The sequence below is a fragment of the Vibrio sp. OY15 genome (genome assembly GCF_000742455.1).
In the GTDB taxonomy this organism is placed as follows: domain Bacteria; phylum Pseudomonadota; class Gammaproteobacteria; order Enterobacterales; family Vibrionaceae; genus Vibrio; species Vibrio alginolyticus.
Window position 1 is genome coordinate 125,341 of record NZ_JPIL01000004.1, and the last position, 23,511, is coordinate 148,851.

Sequence of the window (23,511 nt, forward strand, 5' to 3'; positions counted from 1 at the left end):
ATGAGGCTTTCAAGGTGAAATTAGACAGAAAATCGCCGATAGAGCATTGATATTTTTACAAACCAAATAAAACTCGATGAACTAAGCTGGAATAGATGAGTTTGTTATAGATACCTGATAATCAAATCGCTATAATTCGCGCTCCCTGGAACAGAGAGCAAAATATGACCAATAACATCACTCCTATTCATGAGTACAAAAAATACTGGGCAGAGTGTTTTGGTACGGCACCTTTCTTGCCGACCAGTCGCAAAGAAATGGATGCCCTAGGATGGGATAGCTGTGACATTATCATTGTAACCGGTGACGCTTATGTGGATCACCCGAGCTTTGGTATGGCTATCATTGGCCGCCTGCTAGAAGCACAAGGTTTCCGTGTCGGTATCATTGCTCAACCAGAATGGCAAAACAAAGATGCGTTCATGCAGCTTGGTAAGCCAAATCTGTTCTTCGGGCTCACTGCGGGTAACATGGACTCCATGATCAACCGTTACACTGCGGATAAAAAACTTCGTCACGATGACGCGTACACACCAAATAACGAAGGTGGCAAACGCCCAGACCGCGCGACTTTGGTTTACTCTCAGCGTTGTCGTGAAGCTTACAAAGAAGTACCTATTGTTTTAGGTGGTATCGAAGCCAGCCTACGCCGTGTTGCGCACTACGATTACTGGTCAGATAAAGTTCGCCGTTCGGTACTATTTGATGCAAAAGCAGACATCCTACTTTTTGGTAACGCAGAACGCGCACTTGTCGAAGTAGCACATCGCATCGCAAACGGCGAAGACATCAGCACCATGACCAATATTCGTGGTACTGCCGTGAACTTGCCAGTCGCGCCAGAAGGCTACACGGTTATTGATTCTTCTCGTATTGAAAAACCTCGTAAAGAAGCGTTCGTACCAAAGAACCCATACGAAGTAGAAACTCAGTGTGAAACTAAAAAAGACGAGCCAGTTGCACAACCAATCACGATTCGCCCATCACGCCACGATGCTGCGACGACTGCGGTCCGTTTACCTTCGTTTGAAAAGCTAAGAAACGATCGTATTCTTTATGCGCATGCAAGCCGTGTATTGCATCTAGAAACGAACCCGTACTCTGGTCGAGCGTTACTTCAAAGCCATGGTGATCGTGAACTTTGGGTAAACCAAGCTCCAATTCCATTGACGACCGAAGAGATGGACTTTGTGTTTGGCCTGCCTTACGCGCGTGTTCCTCATCCTATGTACGGCAAAGCAAAAATTCCTGCGTACGACATGATCAAGACGTCTGTGAACATCATGCGTGGTTGCTTTGGTGGCTGTTCTTTCTGTTCGATTACCGAGCATGAAGGTCGAATCATTCAAAACCGCTCGAAAGAATCTATCATCAACGAGATTGAAGAAATTCGCGACAAAGTTCCGGGCTTTACTGGCACAATTTCCGATCTTGGTGGCCCGACCGCAAACATGTACCGCCTGGGCTGTAAAGATCCAAAAGCGGAAGCGAACTGTCGTCGTCCTTCTTGTGTATTCCCGGGCATCTGTAACAAGCTAAACACAGACCACAAACACACGATCGATTTATACCGCGAAGCGCGTAAAGTTGAAGGCGTGAAGAAAGTGATGGTTGCATCTGGCGTACGTTACGACCTTGCGATTGAATCACCAGAATACGTGAAAGAGCTCGTGACTCACCACGTAGGCGGTTACTTGAAGATTGCACCGGAACATACAGAGAAAGGTCCTCTTGATCTAATGATGAAGCCAGGCATGGGTACGTACGATCGCTTTAAAGAGATGTTCGAGAAATACAGTGCAGAAGCAGGCAAGAAGCAGTACTTAATCCCTTATTTTATCTCTGCGCACCCAGGCACAGAAGACGAAGACATGCTGAACCTTGCTCTGTGGCTCAAAAAGAACAACTTCGAATGTGACCAAGTACAAAACTTCTACCCTTCGCCAATGTGTAACGCAACGTCGATGTACTACTCAGAGACAAACCCTCTGAAACGCGTGAAGTACAAAAAACGTGAAGATGTACCTGTAGCAAAAGGTGAACGTCAACGTCGCCTACATAAAGCGCTGTTGCGTTATCACGATCCAGCAAACTGGCCAATGATCCGTGAAGCCCTAGTCAGTATGGGTAAAAAACATTTGATTGGTGACAAACAAGGCTGTCTCGTTCCTGCAGAAGACATTGAAGCACAAACACCTGCGCAACGTCGTAAATCTGGTCGTCACGGGGCAAACCGCTTTGCAACCAAACATACCAAAAACCAACCAGGCTTCGGTGGTCATTTGAACAAACGCTCTGAAGGCGGTTCAAAAGATGGTAAACCATCTGGCAACCGTAACGGTTCGGGTAAAGCTACAGGTGGTCAACACCCTGCAAGCAACGGCCAACGTCCTAGCGGCAACGGTGCAAACCGCCCGGCAGGTAGCAAGCCGCAAGGCCAAGGTCGCCCACAAGGACAAGGCAAACCAGCTGGTCAACGTAAACCAAAGCGTCGCTAATTATTTAGAGCTTAAATACTAGAAAGGGCTCCAGAGTTAACTCTGGAGCCCTTTTGTTTTGTCGGCTCATTGAGGCATCACTAATAACTCAAACTTTGATTCAATCAATACAAAAAATGGTAAACACCAACCAACTTATTGGAAAAACAAACAATTATTTGATCGAAGCAAAACCATAAAAATATAACTCATTGATTTTTAATTGCTTTATTTTGGTGCGATATTTGCGTAACAGAGTAAAACTCTTAAACATGGGCTAACGATGAATAATCCACTTCCCCCAAAAACTTCTATGTTCTGGTATGACAACAGCTATACCTATGAGGAGGCCGTTCAGGCATTTGAAAGCGATGGTACACTGAAATCGCTGAATATCGTTCCAACCACGGAATCCGATGATCTTGCTGGCTCACCCCCAGAGCGCAGTATGTTTTGGGAGGGAGAAACAAAAAAAATCGATCCGCCACCGCCGTCTGAACCAGAGCCTCTCAATCTAAAAACTGAGAAAGAAGCAACGGAAGCATCACCTGCGCACTTTATCCCAGTCCGCTATGCCATCGATCAGCTAGAAACAGAAGAGACACAACCTTTTGGTTTGCCTGAAGAATGGAAAGGCCAAGGCCCAGCCAAACTCAATACCGTTGGTTACACCCTGCGTCAACTGCGCGACGGTTGGCTGTATGTGTATGATGCAATCAACAGAAGCTTAGACGAATACGAAATCAAAGGAACGCAATTCACGCTCTATAAGTTGGGAGAATCAGAAAGCCCAAAATCAGAGCAGCGTGGGACACCACAAGATGCAAAGCCCTTTCTTACTTACGTCAACGGAAGCGTACTATCGATTTGCTTCTCTGAGCACCGCTGGACATGGCACACGTTCATGCGCGTACTTAACAATCCGAGTAATCATATCGATCGCATGCAAACCATTGTTCTGTCCTCAAACGAGAACCAGCACAACATTGCATCAATAGATAAGTTAACCCAAGTCGCTGATATTGAATCTTCTGCCGTCGATGATGGTCGCTTTGCGGATTCTGGCATCACAACCAAAGCCGATGAATATGGTTCCGTCTTTAAACCTGTCGCAGCCGAGAGTGACTTAACCTCTGCGATTCCAGAAGAAGAGTCAGGCTACTTCGTCGCGATAAAAGATTACGCCGCAGACATTCAAGATATGTCACTGCATTTTGTTGGTGCCGCAAGCCCTTACCGCCTTTTCACTGACCAGTTTTCAAACCAGTGGAACTTGATGCAGACCGCCATGCAACTGTGTATGTTTGGTGCAAGTGACGAGATAGACATGCCAGCTAGCGTTAAGCGTAACGGCGAAGAGCTGTCGTTTTATACCGACATGGCTGACTATTATGACTCCTCTCACCAACTTGATTTGGCAGAGCAGAACAAAAGCTCAGTTCAGTCCGGCTATCCTGCTAAATTTTCCGCTGGAGCGATTGAATCACACCAACATACCCAAAGTGACATTGCTAAAGCGATACAGGACAAATATCGAATTTCTGCGAGCCGTTTTGGTAAATACGAACAATGGATAGCGACTGAACGCTGGCGTCAGCAGCTCAACTGGAAGCAAATGCTGAGCGAGATGCAAGAGCTGTCAGAACAAAAAGAAAACATGCTAACCCAAGTGGTTTCGGTCAAACGCGACTTTATCGCAGTAATGGAGTCCTTAACGCCGCATCATCTCGAAAGAACCTTCGACCTATACAGCGAAGACACACAGTACAGCTTGTATCAACTGCACAAGCAAGCCGTTGAGTCATTTACTCTGGTGATGCAAGAAGAAGACCGACAGTGGGCTGAAAGCCAATGGGAAAAACCAACCAGTTTACTTGCTCTCTATGCCTCAGGGTTTAGTCGTAGTTTATTTAAAGTGATGGAGAAGAATATTACAGAGGCGCTTGATGAACAGTCGATCGCCTCAGAAAATCCTGATCCTGATAATCAGTTGATGGACCAGATATCTGATACCAGCAACCGCGTGAATATGTACTCTAAGATCATGGATTTTGTTTCCAACCCAAACACTGCGGAAACGGACTTTCTCAAGGATATCGCCAAAGGCTTCCAAGAGCTGGACATTATCTTTAAATCTGCAATAGGTGCACTTGCAAAAGGAGTTTTAGAGTTTGGCGTTAGCATGACTTCACAAGCATCGATTTTACTGATGCCTGTTTTCGCTAAACCTCTGAACCGTCAGAGCTATTATTTGTTAGCCGTTATTGCAGAGCATATGGCACACAATATGCCGGTGACTGTAAATGAAAGCTACGCTCGCGATTTTAAAAAATGGAAAACACGCGTAAATGATTACCTAAGTGAGCTCAAGAAAAACGATGCGGTCATTGCTGACTTCCAGAAAAACAACCGCAAAGCCGACTCTAAATACACAACAGCTTTAAAAAATAAAAAGAGAATTAAGAAGGCACTCGCTGTAACTACATTGGAGTACCCACAATATATTGAATTACCCGATGATCTACCGCAAAGAACCGTCGAGCTTAGAACTCGGATCGCTATGAATAAGCTCGATGATTTGAATAAACTGTTCGAGAATGCAGGTGGCCTAGGCTTTTTAGCACTAATATTCAACTGCATCGCGCTTGGTGATGCCATGAGTAGTATCCAAGACACGGGGTTAATGTCCTCAGATGAATTTTTGGATATTCAGCAAAAGCTTTTTTATACAGTAAACGCTTGGACGGGAATTCGCACCGGTAAGCTATGGGATAGCGTGAAAGGTGAAGCCCAACTCAGAGCACACTCACGGATAAGGCTTAAAAAGCTAATTGCAGATCAAGCCGATGGTTTCGAGCACCTAATAATAGACGACATAAAAACCTTCAATAAATGGCTTGCAGTTACTGGGATCATAGGTGCACTAGCGTCAGGAATAGAGGCTTATCGTGTTTTAAATAGCATCGATGACCTAGAAAGAGATGCAAGAATCGCTGGGTATTTTAACTTTTCTTCGTTGGTCGGATTAACGGTCGTTGGTGCCTTTCAGGCCATTGGTGGAATAACAGGTATATGGTCGGCAAACGTTCTCTTTGGAGGACCAGTAATGTTTGTCATTATGGGACTCACTGCGGTTTACCTTCTTAGTAATCATATCATGAGTAAACTTAAACAAGACGATTATCAAAAATGGTTAGATAAACTTCCTTGGGGCTATCACCCAGATAAAGCACGTTGGAGTAAATCCTCAAGCTTGGTAAAGAGAGAAAAGCATAATTCTTCTTTAGTACAAGAGGCCCTTTTTGAGTTAAAAACCATAATGGATAAACCTTTAATCTGCCAAACACCAATGATGCGTACCGTTCCGAATTCATCAACACAGTACCCAGCAGCAAAACAAGAATTGTTTGGTATTGAGCTACATATCCAAGTTCCCACCAATAATGCAAGAGATGGCATAAAACTTCGGACAAATACTTCTGTAACAGAGGAGGGACTGATGTCGGGAGCTTGGTACACTGGAGTAAATCTAGAAACGTTGAATAGTTCAACGGATTCCTCAGATTCTCAAAGCGTCTATAAATTAACTTTACCAATGAAAGACTCAGCTAACTATCTAGCATTTGAGATTGAATACATCCTTGATGATAAAAACGAATTAAGCCGTAAGTACTGGTTCCAAAATAATGCAAAACAGCGTGCAACTTATACGGCGATTTCAGACAATACTAAACAAGCAACGATCAGAAGTTCATTAACTTCTGATGCTAGTGAACTTAGCTTACAGGAGTAACCCTTGGCTTATTTACCTTTTTACATCACGCCAGACGAACTTTCGGCCTACCAAGAAGAACAAGAGCAACAAATTCTAAAGGGGAAAGATCTTGCAACCTGGCACAAGCACGATATTGAGGAACCTTTTCGATACTTATATTTATCGATTGCTATAGCCGCAGTTAGCCCATTATTTTTCCTTACCTATTTCCTACATGATAGTAGTGAAATGATCTTAACTTACATTTTATCGGGTCTGACGATAATCATGTCTGGAGTGTCCTATTTGACTTTTGGTTTAGACAATCGCTATGACTACACCTTGTCCGACAACGGCTTAGTGATAAAAAAGCGACGTGATTTACCTAATTGGGTAAACTCAGCAACGCAGGTCATGGGCTGGGTTGGTGCTATAGTTTGTGTAGTAATGGTAGGTATTGCTGGGCCCATGGTTCTTGTCGGTGCTGGAGGGTTTATACTGGTTTCATTTCGTATGCTAAATCGTCAGCCTGACGAACCTACGGAAGTTCGAGTAGCAGAGACAGAAGATTGGCTGTTCGCCTACTACAACAAAAAGCGTAAAGTGATTCGCTTCTACCACAAGTATGACGAGTGTTCTAAATGGAGCCTAGAGAAGCATACCATCTTCAGAGCTCAAACTCGTGGTTATAGCTACATATTCTTTAGGACTGTTCAAGACCTAGATGCAATGCTAGAGACCCTTTCAAACAAATACGACATTGAATGTATTGATTTTCCAGACCATAAAGCGTTTTTTGAAGGAAGACCTGAACCTCGAATTGAAGATATCCCTTCTCGCAGCCTTGAATTTCCGGTAGCCGATACCTTTGACCTGAGAGCTAAAAATGCCCCACTTCCTGAATGGCGACGTATTTACAACGGCAAGTGGCAAACGGAATCTGAAATCGAACAATCAAAACCTGAACTAACGACAGCCAAGGAGTAACCCTTGGCTTATTTACCTTTTTACATCACGCCAGACGAGCTTTCGGCTTATCAAGAAGAACAAGAGCAAGAAATTCTAAAGGGGATGAACCTCACAACCTGGCACAAGCACGATATTGAAGAGCCTTTTCGATACTTATACCTATCGATTGCTATAGCCGCTGTCAGTCCATTATTTTTCCTTACCTATTTCCTACATGATAACAGTGACATGATCTTAACTTACATTTTATCGGGTCTGACGATTATCATGTCTGGTGTATCTTACCTGACATTTGGGTTGGACAATCGTTATGATTACATCTTGTCCGATCGCGGATTGGTTATAAAAAAGCGACGTGATTTACCGAATTGGGTCAACTCTGCGACTCAAGCCATGGGCTGGATTGGAGCAATAGTTTGTGTCGTGATGGTTGGGGTTGCTGGACCCATGGTTCTTGCCGGAGCTGGTGGGTTTATATTGGTTTCATTTGGTATGCTTAAACGTCAGTCTGATGAACCAACAGAAGTGAGAGTAGGCGAACGAGAAGATTGGCTGTTTGCGGGCTACAACAAGAAAAGGAAAGTGATCCAATTCTATTTTAAGCAGGACATATGCAGATATCGAGATACTGCTCATAAGACTATCTTTCGCTCACAAGATAGATCAGATTGTTATGTTTTCTTTAAAACTGAAGCAGATTTAGAATCCATGATCGCGCAACTGTCAAAGGTCTACAAGCTGGATTGTACAGAGGTAGATGACCACAAAAAGCTGTTTGAATCGAAGCCAGAATCAAGGCTCTTTAGTATTCCAGTTTGTAGTAGAGAATATCAAACCGAAGAGGTATTTGATTTAAGGGCGTCAAATGCCCCACTTCCTGAGCGTGAATACCTTTACAACGGCAAGTGGCAAACCGAGTCTGAAATCGAACAATCAAAGTCTAAACTAACTACAGCTCTGGAGTAACCCTTGGCATATTCACCATTTTACATCACCCCAGAAGAGTTGGCAGTTTATCAAGAGGCGCAAGAGCAAGAAATACTCGCAGGCGATAATGTCAGAACATGGCACAAGTATGATGTAGAGGAACCATTTCGCTATTACTTTAAACTTTTTGCGCTTCCCTTTGTGATCGCCCCATTCCTATTAACTTTGTTTATACACACGAGTGACACGGTTGGCGTAACTATTTTTTCTTTTATTTTATCGGTGATGGTGTCTGGTGCCTTTTACCTTACGATTGGCCTCGACTATCGCTATGACTATATTTTTTCTGACAAAGGCTTTGTGATGAAGAAACGTCGCAACATGCCTAAGTGGGTGAATACCGCCACGCAAGCCGTTGGCTGGATAGGTGCAGTGGTATGTGTGGTGATGGTAGCGATGGTTGGCCCGATGGCGTTAGTAGGTGCAGGTGCTTTTATATTAGTCTCCTTTAAAATGCTTAAACGCCAACCAGATGAACCAACAGAAGTGAGAATCGGAGAGCGTGAGGATTGGCTGTTTGCGGACTACAATAAAAAAAGGAAAGTGATCCAGTTCTATTTTAAGCATGACATATGCAGATATCGAGATACTGCTCATAAGACTATCTTTCGCTCACAAGATAGATCAGATTGTTATGTTTTCTTTAAAACTGAAGCGGATTTAGAATCCATGGTCACACAACTGTCAGAGGTCTACAAACTGGATTGTAAAGAGGTCGATGATCATAAAAAGCTGTTTGAAGCAAAGCCAGAATCAAGGCTCTTTAGTATTCCAGTTTGTAGTAGAGAATATCAAACCGAAGAGGTATTTGATTTAAGGGCGTCAAATGCCCCACTTCCTGAGCGTGAATACCTTTACAACGGCAAGTGGCAAACGGAATCTGAAATCGAACAATCAAAATCTGAACTAACGGCAGCCAAGGTATAAACCTTGGCTTATTTACCTTTTTACATCCCCCATGAAAAGCTTTAGGTTTACTCTGATGTACAAAAAGAAAAATTGGTTCAAATAACGAATTTTTAACTCGAGGATAGGAGAGTAAGCCCGAACCTTTCTATCCTCTACTAAACACCCATTTTGCACTGAGCAAATAATTGCTCACCATGCCTGCCAATATGCCTAAGCTCAAAGCCAAATAGACCATCAACCCTTGCGTTCCTAGGGCGAGCGTTACGCCTTTGAACACAATAAAGTTCGGCAAAGCACTGATACAGGCACTCGCCATAAATTTTTGCCATTGAGCGAAAGGGTTGGTTTTTTCTGCTTGAGAGAAAGTCAGCCAGCGATTGCCAAGCCAAGTCGTGGTTGCTGCAAACAAAAATGCTATCCCACGAGCCAGCATCAGATCCAGACCAAACCAATGGAACAACACAGAAAAGATAAGGGTGTCGACCATAAAGCCGACACCACCTACTAGAGCAAACCTTGTTAACGAAGCAAACCTTTCCAGCGAAGCAAATTTTGGTAATTTGCGCATTCCGTTACCCAACCACACAAGTGTAGAGTGAGCGTTTCGATTTTGCTGTGAACTCATTGGTACAACTCAACGCATTTTCATGAATCATGCTATCCACTTGCTGCGATTTACCAATCAGGTGGAATTTCTTCAGATTGTTTAAGTCATTCTTATCTTCAAGCTTTTTCGCCTGACCATGACTATAGAACTGACCTGAGAACGGGCGCTTACCAATGTAGAAGACCGGAGCGTTGTCATTAATTTGCGCGAAGATGATGCGATCGCTGCGGCTATCTGCTTTGCCCATATTCAAAACCAACATCGCAATCATAAGCAGGGCTGGCAACACCGCTGCCGTTCCGGTCAGCCATTTGAAATCGTGTTTATCCACCAGCATTGCAATCAAGATACCCAATGCAGGCACACCCGGTAGCACGTAAGCAGGCAAAATATTCCCAGCCATGGTGAACAAGATCATTGGTGAAATCAGCCAACACATCAGGAAGCTAAATAGACCTTGATGATCCGTTTCAATGGCTTTGAGTACCTTACGACGTTTCCATGCCAAGATAGGCAATACAATTGACCAAGGCGCAGCCGATTGCAGCCAGAATACCCAGATCATCCCACGTGGTTGATCATGAGCAGAGCCATACAGGTCCCCTTCCCAACCGCTGACAACAAAACGCTTAAAGTGCTCGCCAACAATAAAGTAATCAATAAATCCAGGCGTCGCCATTTCAGCCATGATGTACCAAGGTAGAGCAATCGCCAGCATGAGCGCCACCCCCAACACAATTGGAAAACGCTGCCACAAGGCTTTGAAGGCACCGAAGAAACCATGCTGAATCACAAGCCAAGGAAACACTGCGATGCCCATGATCACGATCGCCACCGGACCTTTTGCTAACAGCCCGCAAGCCAAGCCAAAGAAACCGAGATAACCCCACAATCGGCTGTGTTTGTCTTTGCCAAGCCAGCAGTAGTAAAAGCCGACCATCGCCATGGTCATTGCCAATGTCAGTGCCATGTCTGTCATCACTGCACCCGCCGCAATTGAAAAGATGCCACACGTCGCCAATACCAACGCTGCGATGACTGCGTTAAAGCCAGCGCGATGCGCCATGGCTGCAACAAAAATAATAGTCGCGACACCCGCCAACCAATGAGGCGCGCGCACTGCGAATTCATTCAATCCAAACAACTCAATGCCGTAAGCACTCATCCACGTGAACAGGGGTGGCTTCCCCCAAAAAGGCACGCCATAATCAAACTGTGGGGTAAGCCAATTGCCTGTTTCCACCATTAAGCGCGCCATTTCGCCGTAGCGGGCTTCGGTGGTGTCCATCAAAGGGTAAGCGGCAAGTGAAATAAGACGGAGTAAAAGAGCAAACGCCAACAACAACCACAGATGGGTTTTATTAATACTCATGATTACGCGGTTTCTCCCAGTTTAAACTTCATGGTTTGGATGGATTGATGTTTTGCAGGCTGCTCGTAAACAGACTGAACAAGATAAAGAGGACGTTGCTTGGTCTCGATAAAAATGCGGCCAATGTATTCGCCCAAAAGGCCAATCGACAGCAGTTGCACACCGCCCAATGCAAGTTGGACGACCATCATGGATGGGTAGCCAGTGACAGGCTCACCAAATACAACAGTTTTCATCACTATGAATGCGCCATAGATAAAGGCACTGAACGCCACCAATGCACCGGCAAGTGTCGCTAAACGCAAAGGACGAATGGAAAACGAGGTAATGCCGTCCATTGCAAGGCCAATCAGCTTGAGGTAGTTCCATTTGGTTTCACCACAGAAACGAGCGTCACGCTCAAACTGAACCGTCACTTGCTTGAAACCCGGCCAAGAAAAAATACCTTTCATGTATCGGTTACGTTCTGGCAGCGCATTGATGTGTTTGACCACTTTTGCGCTCAGTAGACGGAAATCGCCCACATTCTCAGGCACATCCAATTTCGCCATGCTATTCAGCACTTTGTAAAAGCAAGCGGCCGAGAAGCGTTTGAACCAAGTTTCGCCGTGGCGTTCACTGCGCTGCATGTTCACCACGTCATACCCTTCACGCCATTTTGATACCATTTGCGGGATTAACTCCGGCGGGTCTTGCAAGTCAGCATCAATCACGATCACCGCTTCACCTTGGCAGTGTTCCAGCCCCGCACTCATGGCGGACTCTTTGCCGAAGTTACGGCTTAGTGCAATACAACGAACGTCGCTAGAAGATTGAGAAAAGTTTTGCGCGATCATTAGGCTGTCGTCTTTGCTACCGTCGTCGACATAGACGATTTCGCAATGTTCTGGCATTTCATCCAAAACGGCGGCTAAACGACGATGAAATTCAGGTAAGACTTCTTGCTCGTTAAAGAATGGCACCACAACAGACAAAACTGTTTTAGGCTCAGTGTGTTGGCTCACCTTTGAAAAGGTTGCAGCGTGAATGTTGAAGGTTGACATGCTACTCTTCCACTAAATCCGATGAATGAATCCAGTCTACAAACATCAACGTGAAAGAGATGTTATTGACATCTTTTTCACGTCCTTAGTGAATAATGTTCGGTTAATACGAAATGTTATTTTCGAACACCTGCCCACTTGGAGAGAAATACATGAAACGCGTACTTTTAGTCGAAGATAATCGAGAAATCGCAGGCATGCTGTTCGATTATTTTGAGTGTGCAGGTATGGAACTCGATTATGCAGACAACGGCGAGCTCGGCTTGAAGCTGGCGATGGAAAACACCTTCGATATCATCTTGCTCGACCTCATGCTGCCACGCATGGATGGCCTGACCATGTGTAATAAACTTCGCGACGCGGGCAACAACACACCAGTGCTTATGCTGACTGCACTTGATAGCCGTGACGATATGCTCAAAGGCTTCCAACACGGTGCGGATGACTATCTGACCAAACCTTTCGACTTGGATATTCTAGAAGCGCGTATGATGGCGCTGATCCGACGTTACCGTGGTACTGTCGCGTCGAGTAAGTTGGAATACGGCGAAGTCTCTATCGACCAAAAAACGCGTAAAGCTTACCGCCAAGATAAACTGCTGGCGCTAAACCCCACCACTTACACCATTCTGGAAATGCTTGTGAAAAGCGCGCCAGACGTAGTAACACGTGAAGAAATCGCCTTCCAACTTTGGCAAGAGAACGAGCCGAACAATGACGTTCTGCGCAGCCATATTTACCAACTGCGTAACCAACTTGATAAGCCATTTGAACAACATGTGCTTATCACCGTGCCGAAAGTTGGCTTCCGCTTGGAGACAGGTGCATGATCAATCGCTTACTTGCTAGCACGCAAAGCACACAAAGTATGACAGGACGGCTCGCTCTGTTTTTCTCTTTTGTGTCGGTCGTGATTGGCATCTTCTGCTTTTTGTTGATTACCGGCTCCCTGCTTTGGTCTGAAGACCGCGTGGGCGAGCGTCGTATTATGGTCGACAAAAAAGAAGCGATTGAACATTTCCAGTCCCACCCAGAGCAAGGCAGTATTCAGCTTGACTTGCTCACCACCGCTTACAACGACATCTCACTGGTTGCCGAGCGCTACCAAAAATACCTGATTGGCCAAAAGCACTTTCTTGATGAAGTAGAAGACGGTGAATACTCGCGCATGGTTTACATGAGCACTTACGCCTACAAAGGCGTTGAACATCCTGTGATTCTGGTTTCCTTGATTGATGAAATCGAGATCACCTCAGAGGAATTCATTCTCGTTGTCGCTATGGTGTTGTCCATTGTCGCCGTGCTGGTGTTCCTGTTTGGTAGCCTGTTACTGCGTTTGTCACAGCGCTTAATTGAACCCGTCAATGCGCTTAAAACTCAACTCGATCATCACCAAGGCGATGCTACGCAGACCTTTAGTGTGCCTGAGGGCTCGGCCAAAGAGTTCCAAACCCTTGCGGATGAGTTGAATGAGTACCGCCATAAAATCAATCAAGTCATCAAGCGTGAGCAAGCCTTTGCACGATACGCGAGTCATGAACTGCGCACACCATTAACCGTGATGAAAGGCTCAAGCAGCTTACTGGCGAGAAGTGCGAACGCGGATTTCCAAACCCGCCAAGTGAATCGAATTCAGGATGCAACGCAGCAGATGTCGACCATGGTGGATGCCCTACTCGGCTTAGTGCGTTACGAACGTAATGCAGATGATTCACCAGTGCGCAGCATCACCGAAGAAGAGCTCAACCAAATCATCTTCCAAAGCCAAGCTCAGGCGGATGAGAAAGCACTCAGCTTTGATGTACAGATCGACGGCAACCCAAGAACGCGCGCAACCAATGCCGTGTTGACCATTATTCTTGGCAACCTGATTCGCAACGGCATCGCCGCGACACCATCGGGATCAATTCATATCAATATGGATGAAAACACCATTTCGGTGCGCGATGAAGGTGAAGGCTTTTCGACCATTCCGCACTCAGATGGGCACGGATTAGGTTTGATGATTGTGGATGACTTATGCCGACGCTATGGCTGGCAATTCACTATTGATACACATTCTGAGGGTGGATGTGAGGCAGTGATTGACCTTTCGTCAGAGCATCAAGAATAACCGAAATGGTTGTACTGACACACAGACTTTTTATCTGGGTTTAATGGCGTTACACTACGCGCCCTTTTTAAATGGCAAAGGTGACACGGTTTATTCCGTCAGCATCGACATGAAACTCTCAGAAAGTCCTATCACCCAACATAGCTTTAATGGGCGCAAATTTTTCCTTAAACGTGACGACATGCTCCACTCCCACTTTTCTGGGAACAAGGCACGTAAGTTTATGACGTTAATGGAAGAGCAAAATCCCGACATCACCACGTTAATAAGCTTTGGCTCCGCTCAATCTAATGCCATGTACTCGCTAGCGGCTCTCGCCCAGATTAAAGGTTGGGCATTTGAGTTTTATGTTCATCACATTCCATCTTGGCTAAAAAGCTCCCCCATCGGAAACTATCGCGGCGCTCTCGATTTGGGTATGAAAATCACCGCCATGCAAGACATCGGTAGCGAACTCCACCCTATTGAATACGTCCACCAGGTACGAAGATTAGATGAGTCGACATTACTTATTCCAGAGGGTGGACGTTCCCACCTCGCTGAAGCTGGCATCAAACAGTTAGCACGAGAAATTCTTGATTGGACGCGATTGAGAGGTAAAGAGCAGTTTACGGTCGCCCTGCCATCAGGTACTGGCACGACGGCTTTATATCTTCATAAACATTTAAGCCCACACGGCATAGAAGTGCTAACTTGCCCTTGCGTAGGCGATGCAGATTACTTAACTGAGCAGTTCAACCAGCTCGGTGAAAACAGCCACCCAACCATTTTAACCGTGCGCAACAAACACCATTTTGGTCGCTTGTACGAAGAAGATTACATCACATGGAAAGCACTCTTTGAGCAAACCGACCTCGAATTTGACCTGTTATACGACCCGTATATGTGGCAATGCCTCACCCCTTGGTTGGAAGAGAACACAGATAAAACGGTGATTTATATTCACCAAGGCGGGTTACTTGGCAACGAGTCGATGTTGCCAAGATATCAACGAGAATTTGAATAGCGTGTTCAAATAAAGTTGTTGCTGATTACAGTGATTCCACTATTTGATGAGCGCCAGAATTTCTTTGAATTCAGGTGCTCGGCAATCTTCGACCATTTCATACAAACACATTTCTAACCCAGTGAGCACCACACCGTTAGCGGTTAACTTCGCAAGAGCGAGCGCTTTATTGGCAGCGGTTCGGGAAGAGACACAATCCGTGACTAATTCAACGCGATAACCGGACTGGCGCAGAGAAACCGCGGTTTGATAGACGCAAATGTGGGATTCAATACCGCAAACCAACCAGGTATCAACTTTCGCGTTCTCCACCGCGACCTTAAACGTCGCCTCTTTGCAACCATCAAACGTGTACTTGGTAATAGGTAAATGCGTGCTTTCAAGCACTTCACGAATCGGCTCCGCGGTTGGGCCCAACCTTTCTGGATTCTGTTCTAGCCACAGAATAGGCAAATCTAGTGCTTTGGCGCCCTTTACCAGTTTCGTGATATTTTCAATCAGTGCGTCGCTTTCATGCATTAATGTAGCGAGTTTGCCCTGAACATCCACCACAATCAGGCCCGTGTTTCCTTTCGATAACATTTCCATCTCCTATTTTGTGCGACCACAAACCATACTCAACAAGTTGAGCAAAAGTTAATGTATCAGAACCCTTTCATGTTAGAGCAATAAAACCTAGAAAGATGACCTTCGCTCACACATTTGCCCTTAGGTAAGAGTGGTTTGAACTGACTATTTAAATTTCTCTCGAATTAGTTCAATCAAGGCTTTGACTTTATTGGGCAGAAATAAGGCCGAGGGATAAATCAGAGTAAGATGCTGCTTCGGATGCGCGAATTGAGGCAGCACCTCGACCAACAAACCGTCTCTCAGTGCAGGCTTGGAATGAATTTGAGGAATAAACGCGATGCCGTTTCCTGCTATCGCCATCGAGCGCAGCAAGTTGAGGTCATCCGAACGCAACGCCACATGCAGATCTGAATCGAGCAAATCGGCATTGTAACGATTAGTTAAAAGGCGATGCTGCTTAAGATCTTCCACCGTTTTTACTGGCGGATGCGATTCTAGATAGGCTTTTGACGCAACAAAGTGACTACGATAAGGCAAAAGACTGAACTGCACATAGCTGTCATCGGTGACTTTGACCACGCTCGGAAGAAGCTGTAAATCAAACGATTGACGCTTGAGATCGACACTCTCTTGATGGTTTTCAATCTCGACCGAAATCTCCGGATACCGCGTTGTGTACTCGGTGATGATCGCGTTAAACGCGGCAGAGCTCATCAATACGGAAGGAATGGCTAAACGCACCTTGCCCGTCAGCTCTTGTTGATATTCGTGCATGGCATTTAAACCTTGCTGAATATGGTCAATAGGCTGCCCCACCAACTCAAACAAGCGTTTCCCGTGCTCCGTCAACTCAATGCTGCGTGTTGTGCGAATCAAAAGCTGTACCCCGAGCGATTTCTCTAATTCTTGCAGACGACGACTCACTTTTGAGCGTTGTAGTTGATTCGCCTCTGCCGCTGCACTTATACCGCCGTGAACCACCGTCTGAGTGAATAGGTAAATATCATCAAAATTAACGTTCATTGTCCTATTTTTAGGTCATTTATGTTCGTATTATCATTCTACTGAATTGTGAGTGACTTCTCTATAATCCGCTATCCAATATGTTTAACGGAACTTGTAATGACGGCTGACCAAAAATTCAAACACTGGATGCGAACTTTGATTGTCCTGTTCATCGTACTATTTTTGTACATTATCATTGCTGACCGCCACGCCCCCTTAACGACCGAAGGACGAGTACAAGGATACGTTGTCCAAGTCGCGCCCGAGGTATCTGGTAAAGTGACCGACGTTCTCATCGAGAATAACCAGTCCGTTCAAAAAGGCGATGTGTTGTTTACGATTGATGATCGTAAATACAAGATAGCACTTGAACAGGCGGAGCTGTCTCTGCAATCCGCTTATGAAAAAGAAGCAACGCTGTATTCTCAACGCGAAGCCGCTCTTGCCAATATTGCCCGCGCACAAGCGACATTTGATAATGCACACCGCGAGTACAACCGCTTACTGACACTATCGAAGCAGAAAGTCATCTCTCAATCGACACTCGATAATGCCTTTGCCCAAAATCAGGTATCACGTGCAGCGCTTAAAGCGGAACGACAAAACTTAAAAGTCATTGAGGCGCAATTAGGCGATCAAAAAGGTCAAAGCACCGCCGTTCGAATTGCCAAAAACGGCATCGAAAAGGCGCAACTTGATTTGGCAAATACCGCGGTACTCGCTCCCAGTGATGGTGTCGTGACCAACCTGCAACTAGAAGTTGGCACGATGGCAAACACCAACATGCCATTGCTGACGTTTGTACCAACAGGATCACTCTGGGTAGCCGCTGATTTTCGTGAAAAGTCCGTCGCGAACGTAGACAAGACTTTCCACGCCTTGGTCACATTTGATGCCAACCCAGGTTCGGTGTACGACTTTGATTTAGCTAGCCGCGATTACGGTGTAGCAGCCGCACAACAAACGCCTAATGGCGCACTGACCAAAGTGGAAGTGAACAACCGCTGGGTACGTGATGCGCAGCGTACACGAGTGAACCTAACCAGCAGCGAAGAGTTACCACCAGCACTGTTTGTCGGCTCTCGCGCTACCATTGTTTTGTACCCAGACAACAGCATTTTCTGGCAGTTGATGGCGCAAGCACAGATTCACCTCGCAAGCTGGTTCCACTTCATTTACTAGGCGGCGACAATGAAAACCTTACGAATTTGGTTCGGCTGCTCTTTAGGGCTCGCGCTAAGCATGATCTTCGGTTGGTCTTACGGATTTTTTGCCATCATGATGCCGCTGTTTATATTGGGCAAAATGGACAACTTTAATATTTCGGCTTTATTGATCGTGTTTTTCTCTGCGGTGTGGACAACCATACAAGCCACATTTTTGCTGGAATACTTGCAGTTTCATCCAACATTAATGACCGTTGCCGTCGGAATTATGATGCTGTTCAAGTGCATTGCAATGATGAACCAGAAAACCTATTTGTTTGGTTACATGGGGCTGTTGGTGGGTTCAATTGTGTTGAATTTTGCCAGCTATAACTTCATGGATATTGAAGAGTTCAACGTCAACATGTGGGTGATGGCGTTCAGCAATATTTTTGTTTGCGCATTCGCGTATTGGTTGTTCCCGGAGCCAAAATCCCCCGCCGAGCACCTTGAGATGTCGACCCCAGTAAAAAGCGATATTGACTACATCAGCCAAGTTGCTATGGGTTGGGTAGTGGCGATGGCTGCGTTTATCGTATTCCAAGTAGCGGACTTATATGACTCGCTATCCGCACAAGCTTCCATTTTGATCATCCTAACCCCAATGACTTTAGCGGGCTCGCTCGCCATGGCAAAAATTCGCATCATCGGCACCGCACTAGGCTGCATCGCAGGGATGGCTGTTCAGCTGATATTGGGCAGTTGGTATGGGCATGGGCTACTCTTTTGGCTCGCCTTTACCATTGCAATGGGGCCATTCTGCTTGTGGCTCACCAAGGGGCAAATTAAAGCGGCTATCGCGTTTTCTGCCATGTCTGCCCTATCGGTTCCGCTGACGACCTCGTTGGTGCCAGAACAAAAAGACGCGTTCTTTTCGATCTTGTACCGTTTCAGCTCGATTTTCGTTGCGGTTCTGCTCACCGCGATGGTGATGTGGGTGGTGCATCACTGGATTCGTGTGATGTTGCTAAAGCATCCTGAGATTAAGAACGTAGAGTTGAATTAAATCTGGCCGAGGCTGGAAACGGGAAATGTATGCCGCTCACTTTACTGTGAGCGGCATTTTTATTTAAAACGGTCACCCTGAACATCGAGGAACGAGCGTGGTTCAGGATCTACCCACCGAGTGCTTTGAAGTGCGAAAGTTATCGCTATTTCCTAGCGTGCTGTAATCAGATTCCTAGTCTCGTCTAGACTCGCTGGAATGACCCTACCTTAGAGCTGCTCTAATACCTGAGGGATGGCGAGCAATGTATCTTCCAACATCCATCATCCTGAACAGTGAGGGACGAGCGTGATTCAGGATCTACTCACCGACTGCTTTGAAGTGCGAAAGTTATCGTCATTTCCTAGCGAGCAGTAAACCGATTCCTAGTCTCATTTAAACTCGCTAGAATGACCCTAATTTTAGTTCATGGTGCGGAGCCTAAGTATTAATATCAACCCACCAACTCTTTACGAATGATCTCCGCACCCGCACTTAACGCATTGAGCTTAGCGGTCGATACTTCACGAGACAAAGGCGCCATACCGCAGTTGGTACATGGGTAAAGCTTGTCGGCATCAACGTACTTCAACGCCTCTCGCAGTGTGTTCGCCACTTCTTCTGGCGTTTCAATTTCGTTGGTAGCGACGTCAATCGCACCAACCATCACCTTCTTACCGCGAATCAACTCAAGTAACTCAATAGGCACTCGTGAGTTATGACACTCAAGCGAGATAATATCGATATTTGACTGCTGCAATTTAGGGAATATTTCTTCGTATTGTCGCCATTCAGTGCCTAGCGTTTGCTTCCAATCCGTGTTCGCTTTGATGCCGTAGCCATAGCAGATGTGCACTGCAGTTTCACATTTCAGCCCTTCAATCGCACGCTCTAAACACGCAATGCCCCATTCGTTCACATCATCGAAGAACACATTGAACGCAGGTTCATCGAATTGAATAATGTCGACACCCTCCGCTTCAAGCTCTTTCGCTTCTTGGTTGAGGATCTTCGCAAATTCCCAAGCCAGCTTTTCACGGCTACCGTAATGATCATCATAAAGTGTGTCGATCATCGTCATAGGGCCTGGCAGCGCCCACTTGATAGGTTGCTTAGTTTGCTGACGCAAGAACTTGGCATCTTCAACAAACACGGGCTTTGTGCGGCTTACTGGGCCAACCACAGTCGGAACATTTGCTTCATAACGGTTGCGAATGGTCACCGTTTTGCGGTTTTCAAAATCTACGCCGCTTAAATGCTCAATAAAGGTCGTCACAAAATGTTGGCGAGTTTGCTCGCCATCACTGACGATATCAACGCCTGCCAGTTCTTGTTCTTGCAAAGCGACACGTAGCGCATCGCGTTTGCCATCAATCAGTTCTTCACCTTGCAGTTTCCACGGTGACCAAAGTTTTTCTGGTTCGGCCAGCCAAGAAGGTTTCGGTAAGCTGCCAGCCGTTGAAGTCGGTAATAGTGTTTTCATCGTCATTCCTTTCTAGATTCTCGTTGTCGATTACGCGTAGTTTGCAGACCATTGTTCAAGCACAGATTGATAAGGTTTGATGAAATGCTCCTCGGCAAATTTCCCTTGTTCAATCGCCAGTTGGCTGCGCTCTTCTCGGTCGTAAACGATTTGAGTTAGCGAGTGGTCTAGGTTTTTTAGGTTTGGCTGGTAGCAATTACCGGCAACCGCGTTGGCATTGTAAATCTCAGGTCGGTAAATCTTCTGGAATGTCTCCATCGTGCTTATCGTGCTGATAAGCTCTAGGTTTGAGTAGTCGTTCAGCAAGTCACCGAAGAAATAGAATGCCAATGGTGCGACACTGTTTGGTGGCATAAAGTAGCGCACCTGTAAGCCCATCTTTTTGAAGTACTGCTCCGTCAACGAAGATTCGTTCGGCTGATATTCAAAGCCCAAAACAGGATGTTGATTTTCGGTGCGTCGGTATACTTTGTTGTCCGATACGCTCAGACAAATCACTGGCAGCTTTTTGAAATGCTGTTTGTAAGACTCAGAATTAACGAAAGCTTTGAACAGTTTGCCATGCAAATCACCGAAGTTCGCTGGGATACTGAACTGTGGCTGGTTTTTGTTGTGGTCCAACAGCAAAACGCTAAAGTCGTAATCACGCACGTATGAAGAGAAGTTGTTGCCCACAATGCCTTCGATACGCTCGTTAGTGTTGTGGTCAACAATGTTAGTTTTGAGCACTTCAATCGATGGGAATGCTTCTCCACTACCTTGGATATCCATATCAACAGAGATGATTTCAAGTTCAACTGAGTAGCGGTCACCTTGCGCGTTATCCCAATATGCCAACGCATTAAAACGATTATCGATCATTCGGAGCGCATTGCGCAGATTCTCTCGGCGGTAGTTTCCGCGAGCCAGATTAGCAAAGTTGGTAGTGATTCGCGTGTTGTCTGATGGTTGGTAATTCTCATCAAAGCGAATGCTTTTGATAGCAAATGTGAAATCGTTATTCATCGTGAGTTGGTATCCTATTTCCTTAGATAAAGCAGACTTTTCCTAACTCTGTGCATGGGGACATTTTTTGTTTTTTGGTTTTCCCAATCGTTAGGTTGCACAGCACTTACGACGAACGGTTCGTACAAAAAACGACCGTCGCAGTGCCTAACACCAGAGCAGTCCTTTTTTTATACTTGCTTCACGAGTTGAGTAATATTGGTATTGTTTCACATTGAACATGAAGGAAATTCATAGTGGCAGTTCCAACCCTGAGAGAGCTATCGTAGATACTGTTTTTCATTGACACCAATACACGTAACTTGGCGAGCATATTGCCAATATGTGTAATTAAGAAACGGATAAGAGATTAGCAGTACGTAAACCAGTTTAAGCCGAGAAAACGCATTGTATGAACAAGGCACCTACTGGAATATAGGGCAGCGTAACTTAAATAGCACTTTTCACACTCCATCGTTTATTCAAGCATTCGTTTAATTAGAAGTACGTTACATTTTATATTCTCGAAACATGATTATTTAATAATCTTATTTATTTCTTTTTCTATCTTTACCATCTTAAACGTAAAGTTTAATTTCCTGCTGTAAAAGCACATATAACTTCATACACGAACATGGCAACTTCATTGACGGACTTTATCACTAAACTATTACATTAAGCTCTAAAAAAATAATAACAAAAAAACATAAACCACTGTTTTAATTTGAATTAAGCCCATAAACCCGAGATAACCACATAACGATACTTTACTTAATTTGGTATAACAAAAACCCCAAAAATAACATGGCTAATATTTATAAAATTCACTTTTATCAATAGAAAATCTCAACACAACATTAGAAAATTAAAATTAAGCAATAACTTAAAAAGACAAGACTTAATAACCAAATTCTTATTTATTATAGTTGAGTGGTGAATTTAAAAACTATGAGACATTAATCCCACGAATCTATCCTTTTTCTTTTTTTAATAAAAAACAAGATGCACTATTTCACCGCTCATTTATTGAGCTTGAATTTATAACCTGTCCATAATTATAAAGTGCCCATCAAGATGGTTTAAAACAAAAGTCTTTATGGGCTGACTAATAGGAAAAAATAATGGAAAAACAGCATCTTTCCGCGAGTATTATCGCACTCGCTTTACTTGGTTCTTTAGCACCAGCACATGCTGAAGATACATTGAAATCTTACACTTCGACATTGCTTCAGCTTGATGATGGTGATGCACGCTCGAAAAAAATCCGCTTAATTTATTCTTTAGAAAATGTCTGGAACCAATCTTTGCTACCAAATGGCGCTAAAGAAGCCAAGTTGATCCTAAATGGCGGTTCTGGCTTCGACATGACTAATGTTCCAAACAAAGAACAAATCTATGGTTTTGCTACTGGGGGAGATTACCGTTACACCGTTCCAACGGCTTTTAAGCTGGCACTGAGCTATTTAAATGGCGCCCCTTTACGCCACATGAGCCATGCTCCAGAAAACACCATTGCAACGGCATCTGTCAGTGAGTCTCTAGATTTTAACCTTGGATTCAGTGCTTCTACTTCTCCAAATATTAGTGGGGGAATCTCCTGGAGCAACCGTGTAACGTACGACCAGCCCGAGTTTCAAACGGTCGCCGATTTTAACCAAGCTAACGAAAGCATTAATTGGTTAATTGAAAACAAGACTATCCGCCATAATACGCCAGCTAAAGACTGGTTATTGTATCGTTGGACCAGTTGTGACATGGGTAATTTGATAGATTACAATGAGTTACCTGTCGTTATGCGTTCAGATTTTAAACCACAAGTCGGCGTCGTATATAGAAAAAATGACATTCAAGATGGCCTAGATACATCAGAGGTCAAGCTGGTTGCTGGTTGGCGAAAAACCAATTACTACTTTGGTCGCGACTGGTGTAGCTGGTATACCACACCAGAAAATACCTGGAAGAAAAATCGTGATAGCAGTCAATGGACAGAGACTAGCCGAGCCGTAACTATCTCTTGGAATGACGATCTCTACCACTAACTT

General features: G+C 44.9%; 18 protein-coding genes. 11 read left to right on the forward strand and 7 right to left on the reverse strand.

Features of this window, described 5'->3' with window-relative positions; genetic code table 11:
* Positions 1-164: 164 nt before the first annotated feature.
* The 5 genes from IJ23_RS05795 (at position 165) to IJ23_RS05815 (ending at position 9,114) form a co-directional block, all read left to right on the forward strand.
* Entirely contained in the window at positions 165-2,498 is a 2,334-nt protein-coding gene (locus IJ23_RS05795) for a YgiQ family radical SAM protein (RefSeq protein WP_033905691.1), read from the forward strand.
* A gap of 262 nt (positions 2,499-2,760) precedes the next feature.
* Positions 2,761-6,270: a T6SS effector BTH_I2691 family protein gene (locus IJ23_RS05800; RefSeq protein ID WP_033905693.1), complete on the forward strand. Its 3,510-nt coding sequence runs from the start codon at positions 2,761-2,763 to the stop codon at positions 6,268-6,270.
* 3 nt (positions 6,271-6,273) lie between these two features.
* Positions 6,274-7,218: a hypothetical protein gene (locus IJ23_RS05805; RefSeq protein WP_033905695.1), complete on the forward strand. Its 945-nt coding sequence runs from the start codon at positions 6,274-6,276 to the stop codon at positions 7,216-7,218.
* A gap of 3 nt (positions 7,219-7,221) precedes the next feature.
* The gene (locus IJ23_RS05810; protein ID WP_033905697.1) at positions 7,222-8,166 is read left to right on the forward strand and encodes a hypothetical protein; all 945 of its coding nucleotides are present in this window, start codon (positions 7,222-7,224) and stop codon (positions 8,164-8,166) included.
* 3 nt (positions 8,167-8,169) lie between these two features.
* On the forward strand, positions 8,170-9,114 hold the full coding sequence (locus IJ23_RS05815) for a hypothetical protein (RefSeq protein WP_033905698.1): 945 nt from the start codon (positions 8,170-8,172) through the stop codon (positions 9,112-9,114).
* Between the two features lie 127 nt (positions 9,115-9,241).
* Here the strand turns inward: IJ23_RS05815 and IJ23_RS05820 are convergent, their stop codons facing one another.
* The 3 genes from IJ23_RS05820 to IJ23_RS05830 are packed head-to-tail and all read right to left on the reverse strand — an operon-like array spanning position 9,242 to position 12,118.
* Positions 9,242-9,664 carry a GtrA family protein gene (locus tag IJ23_RS05820; RefSeq protein WP_033905699.1) on the reverse strand — a complete coding sequence of 141 codons (423 nt, stop codon included), beginning with the start codon at positions 9,662-9,664 and terminating at the stop codon, positions 9,242-9,244.
* Between the two features lie 4 nt (positions 9,665-9,668).
* Positions 9,669-11,075 (reverse strand): ArnT family glycosyltransferase, encoded by a 1,407-nt coding sequence (locus IJ23_RS05825; RefSeq protein ID WP_033905700.1) that lies wholly within the window; start codon positions 11,073-11,075, stop codon positions 9,669-9,671.
* Positions 11,076-11,077: 2 nt separating this feature from the next.
* On the reverse strand, positions 11,078-12,118 hold the full coding sequence (locus IJ23_RS05830) for a glycosyltransferase family 2 protein (RefSeq protein ID WP_081886399.1): 1,041 nt from the start codon (positions 12,116-12,118) through the stop codon (positions 11,078-11,080).
* Positions 12,119-12,270: 152 nt separating this feature from the next.
* Between IJ23_RS05830 and IJ23_RS05835 the strand changes: the two genes are divergently transcribed.
* The 3 genes from IJ23_RS05835 (at position 12,271) to IJ23_RS05845 (ending at position 15,237) form a co-directional block, all read left to right on the forward strand.
* On the forward strand, positions 12,271-12,948 hold the full coding sequence (locus IJ23_RS05835) for a response regulator transcription factor (RefSeq protein ID WP_005389368.1): 678 nt from the start codon (positions 12,271-12,273) through the stop codon (positions 12,946-12,948).
* Complete coding sequence (locus tag IJ23_RS05840; protein WP_033905701.1) at positions 12,945-14,231, forward strand: sensor histidine kinase; 1,287 nt, start codon at positions 12,945-12,947, stop codon at positions 14,229-14,231. Before IJ23_RS05835 ends, IJ23_RS05840 begins: the two co-directional genes overlap by 4 nt.
* A 109-nt stretch (positions 14,232-14,340) precedes the next feature.
* Positions 14,341-15,237, forward strand: a complete 897-nt coding sequence (locus IJ23_RS05845) for a 1-aminocyclopropane-1-carboxylate deaminase/D-cysteine desulfhydrase (protein ID WP_033905778.1) — start codon at positions 14,341-14,343, stop codon at positions 15,235-15,237.
* A 39-nt stretch (positions 15,238-15,276) separates the two neighbouring features.
* On the opposite strand, the gene IJ23_RS05850 is transcribed toward IJ23_RS05845, so the two are convergent.
* Together IJ23_RS05850 and IJ23_RS05855 are read right to left on the reverse strand one after the other, a co-directional pair.
* Positions 15,277-15,819 carry a hydrolase gene (locus IJ23_RS05850; RefSeq protein ID WP_005457944.1) on the reverse strand — a complete coding sequence of 181 codons (543 nt, stop codon included), beginning with the start codon at positions 15,817-15,819 and terminating at the stop codon, positions 15,277-15,279.
* Positions 15,820-15,969: 150 nt separating this feature from the next.
* Positions 15,970-16,830: a LysR family transcriptional regulator gene (locus IJ23_RS05855; RefSeq protein ID WP_033905702.1), complete on the reverse strand. Its 861-nt coding sequence runs from the start codon at positions 16,828-16,830 to the stop codon at positions 15,970-15,972.
* Between the two features lie 99 nt (positions 16,831-16,929).
* Between IJ23_RS05855 and IJ23_RS05860 the strand changes: the two genes are divergently transcribed.
* On the forward strand, positions 16,930-17,994 hold the full coding sequence (locus IJ23_RS05860) for an HlyD family secretion protein (protein ID WP_005376744.1): 1,065 nt from the start codon (positions 16,930-16,932) through the stop codon (positions 17,992-17,994).
* A gap of 9 nt (positions 17,995-18,003) precedes the next feature.
* Entirely contained in the window at positions 18,004-19,023 is a 1,020-nt protein-coding gene (locus IJ23_RS05865; RefSeq protein ID WP_033905703.1) for a DUF2955 domain-containing protein, read from the forward strand.
* A 433-nt stretch (positions 19,024-19,456) separates the two neighbouring features.
* On the opposite strand, the gene IJ23_RS05870 is transcribed toward IJ23_RS05865, so the two are convergent.
* Positions 19,457-20,485 carry a methionine synthase gene (locus tag IJ23_RS05870; RefSeq protein WP_033905704.1) on the reverse strand — a complete coding sequence of 343 codons (1,029 nt, stop codon included), beginning with the start codon at positions 20,483-20,485 and terminating at the stop codon, positions 19,457-19,459.
* A gap of 30 nt (positions 20,486-20,515) precedes the next feature.
* On the reverse strand, positions 20,516-21,490 hold the full coding sequence (locus tag IJ23_RS05875; RefSeq protein ID WP_017636059.1) for a DUF1852 domain-containing protein: 975 nt from the start codon (positions 21,488-21,490) through the stop codon (positions 20,516-20,518).
* A gap of 1,100 nt (positions 21,491-22,590) precedes the next feature.
* Between IJ23_RS05875 and IJ23_RS05880 the strand changes: the two genes are divergently transcribed.
* A complete protein-coding gene (locus IJ23_RS05880; RefSeq protein ID WP_005376731.1) occupies positions 22,591-23,508 on the forward strand; it encodes a leukocidin family pore-forming toxin in 918 nt (305 codons plus the stop codon).
* Positions 23,509-23,511: the final 3 nt, after the last annotated feature.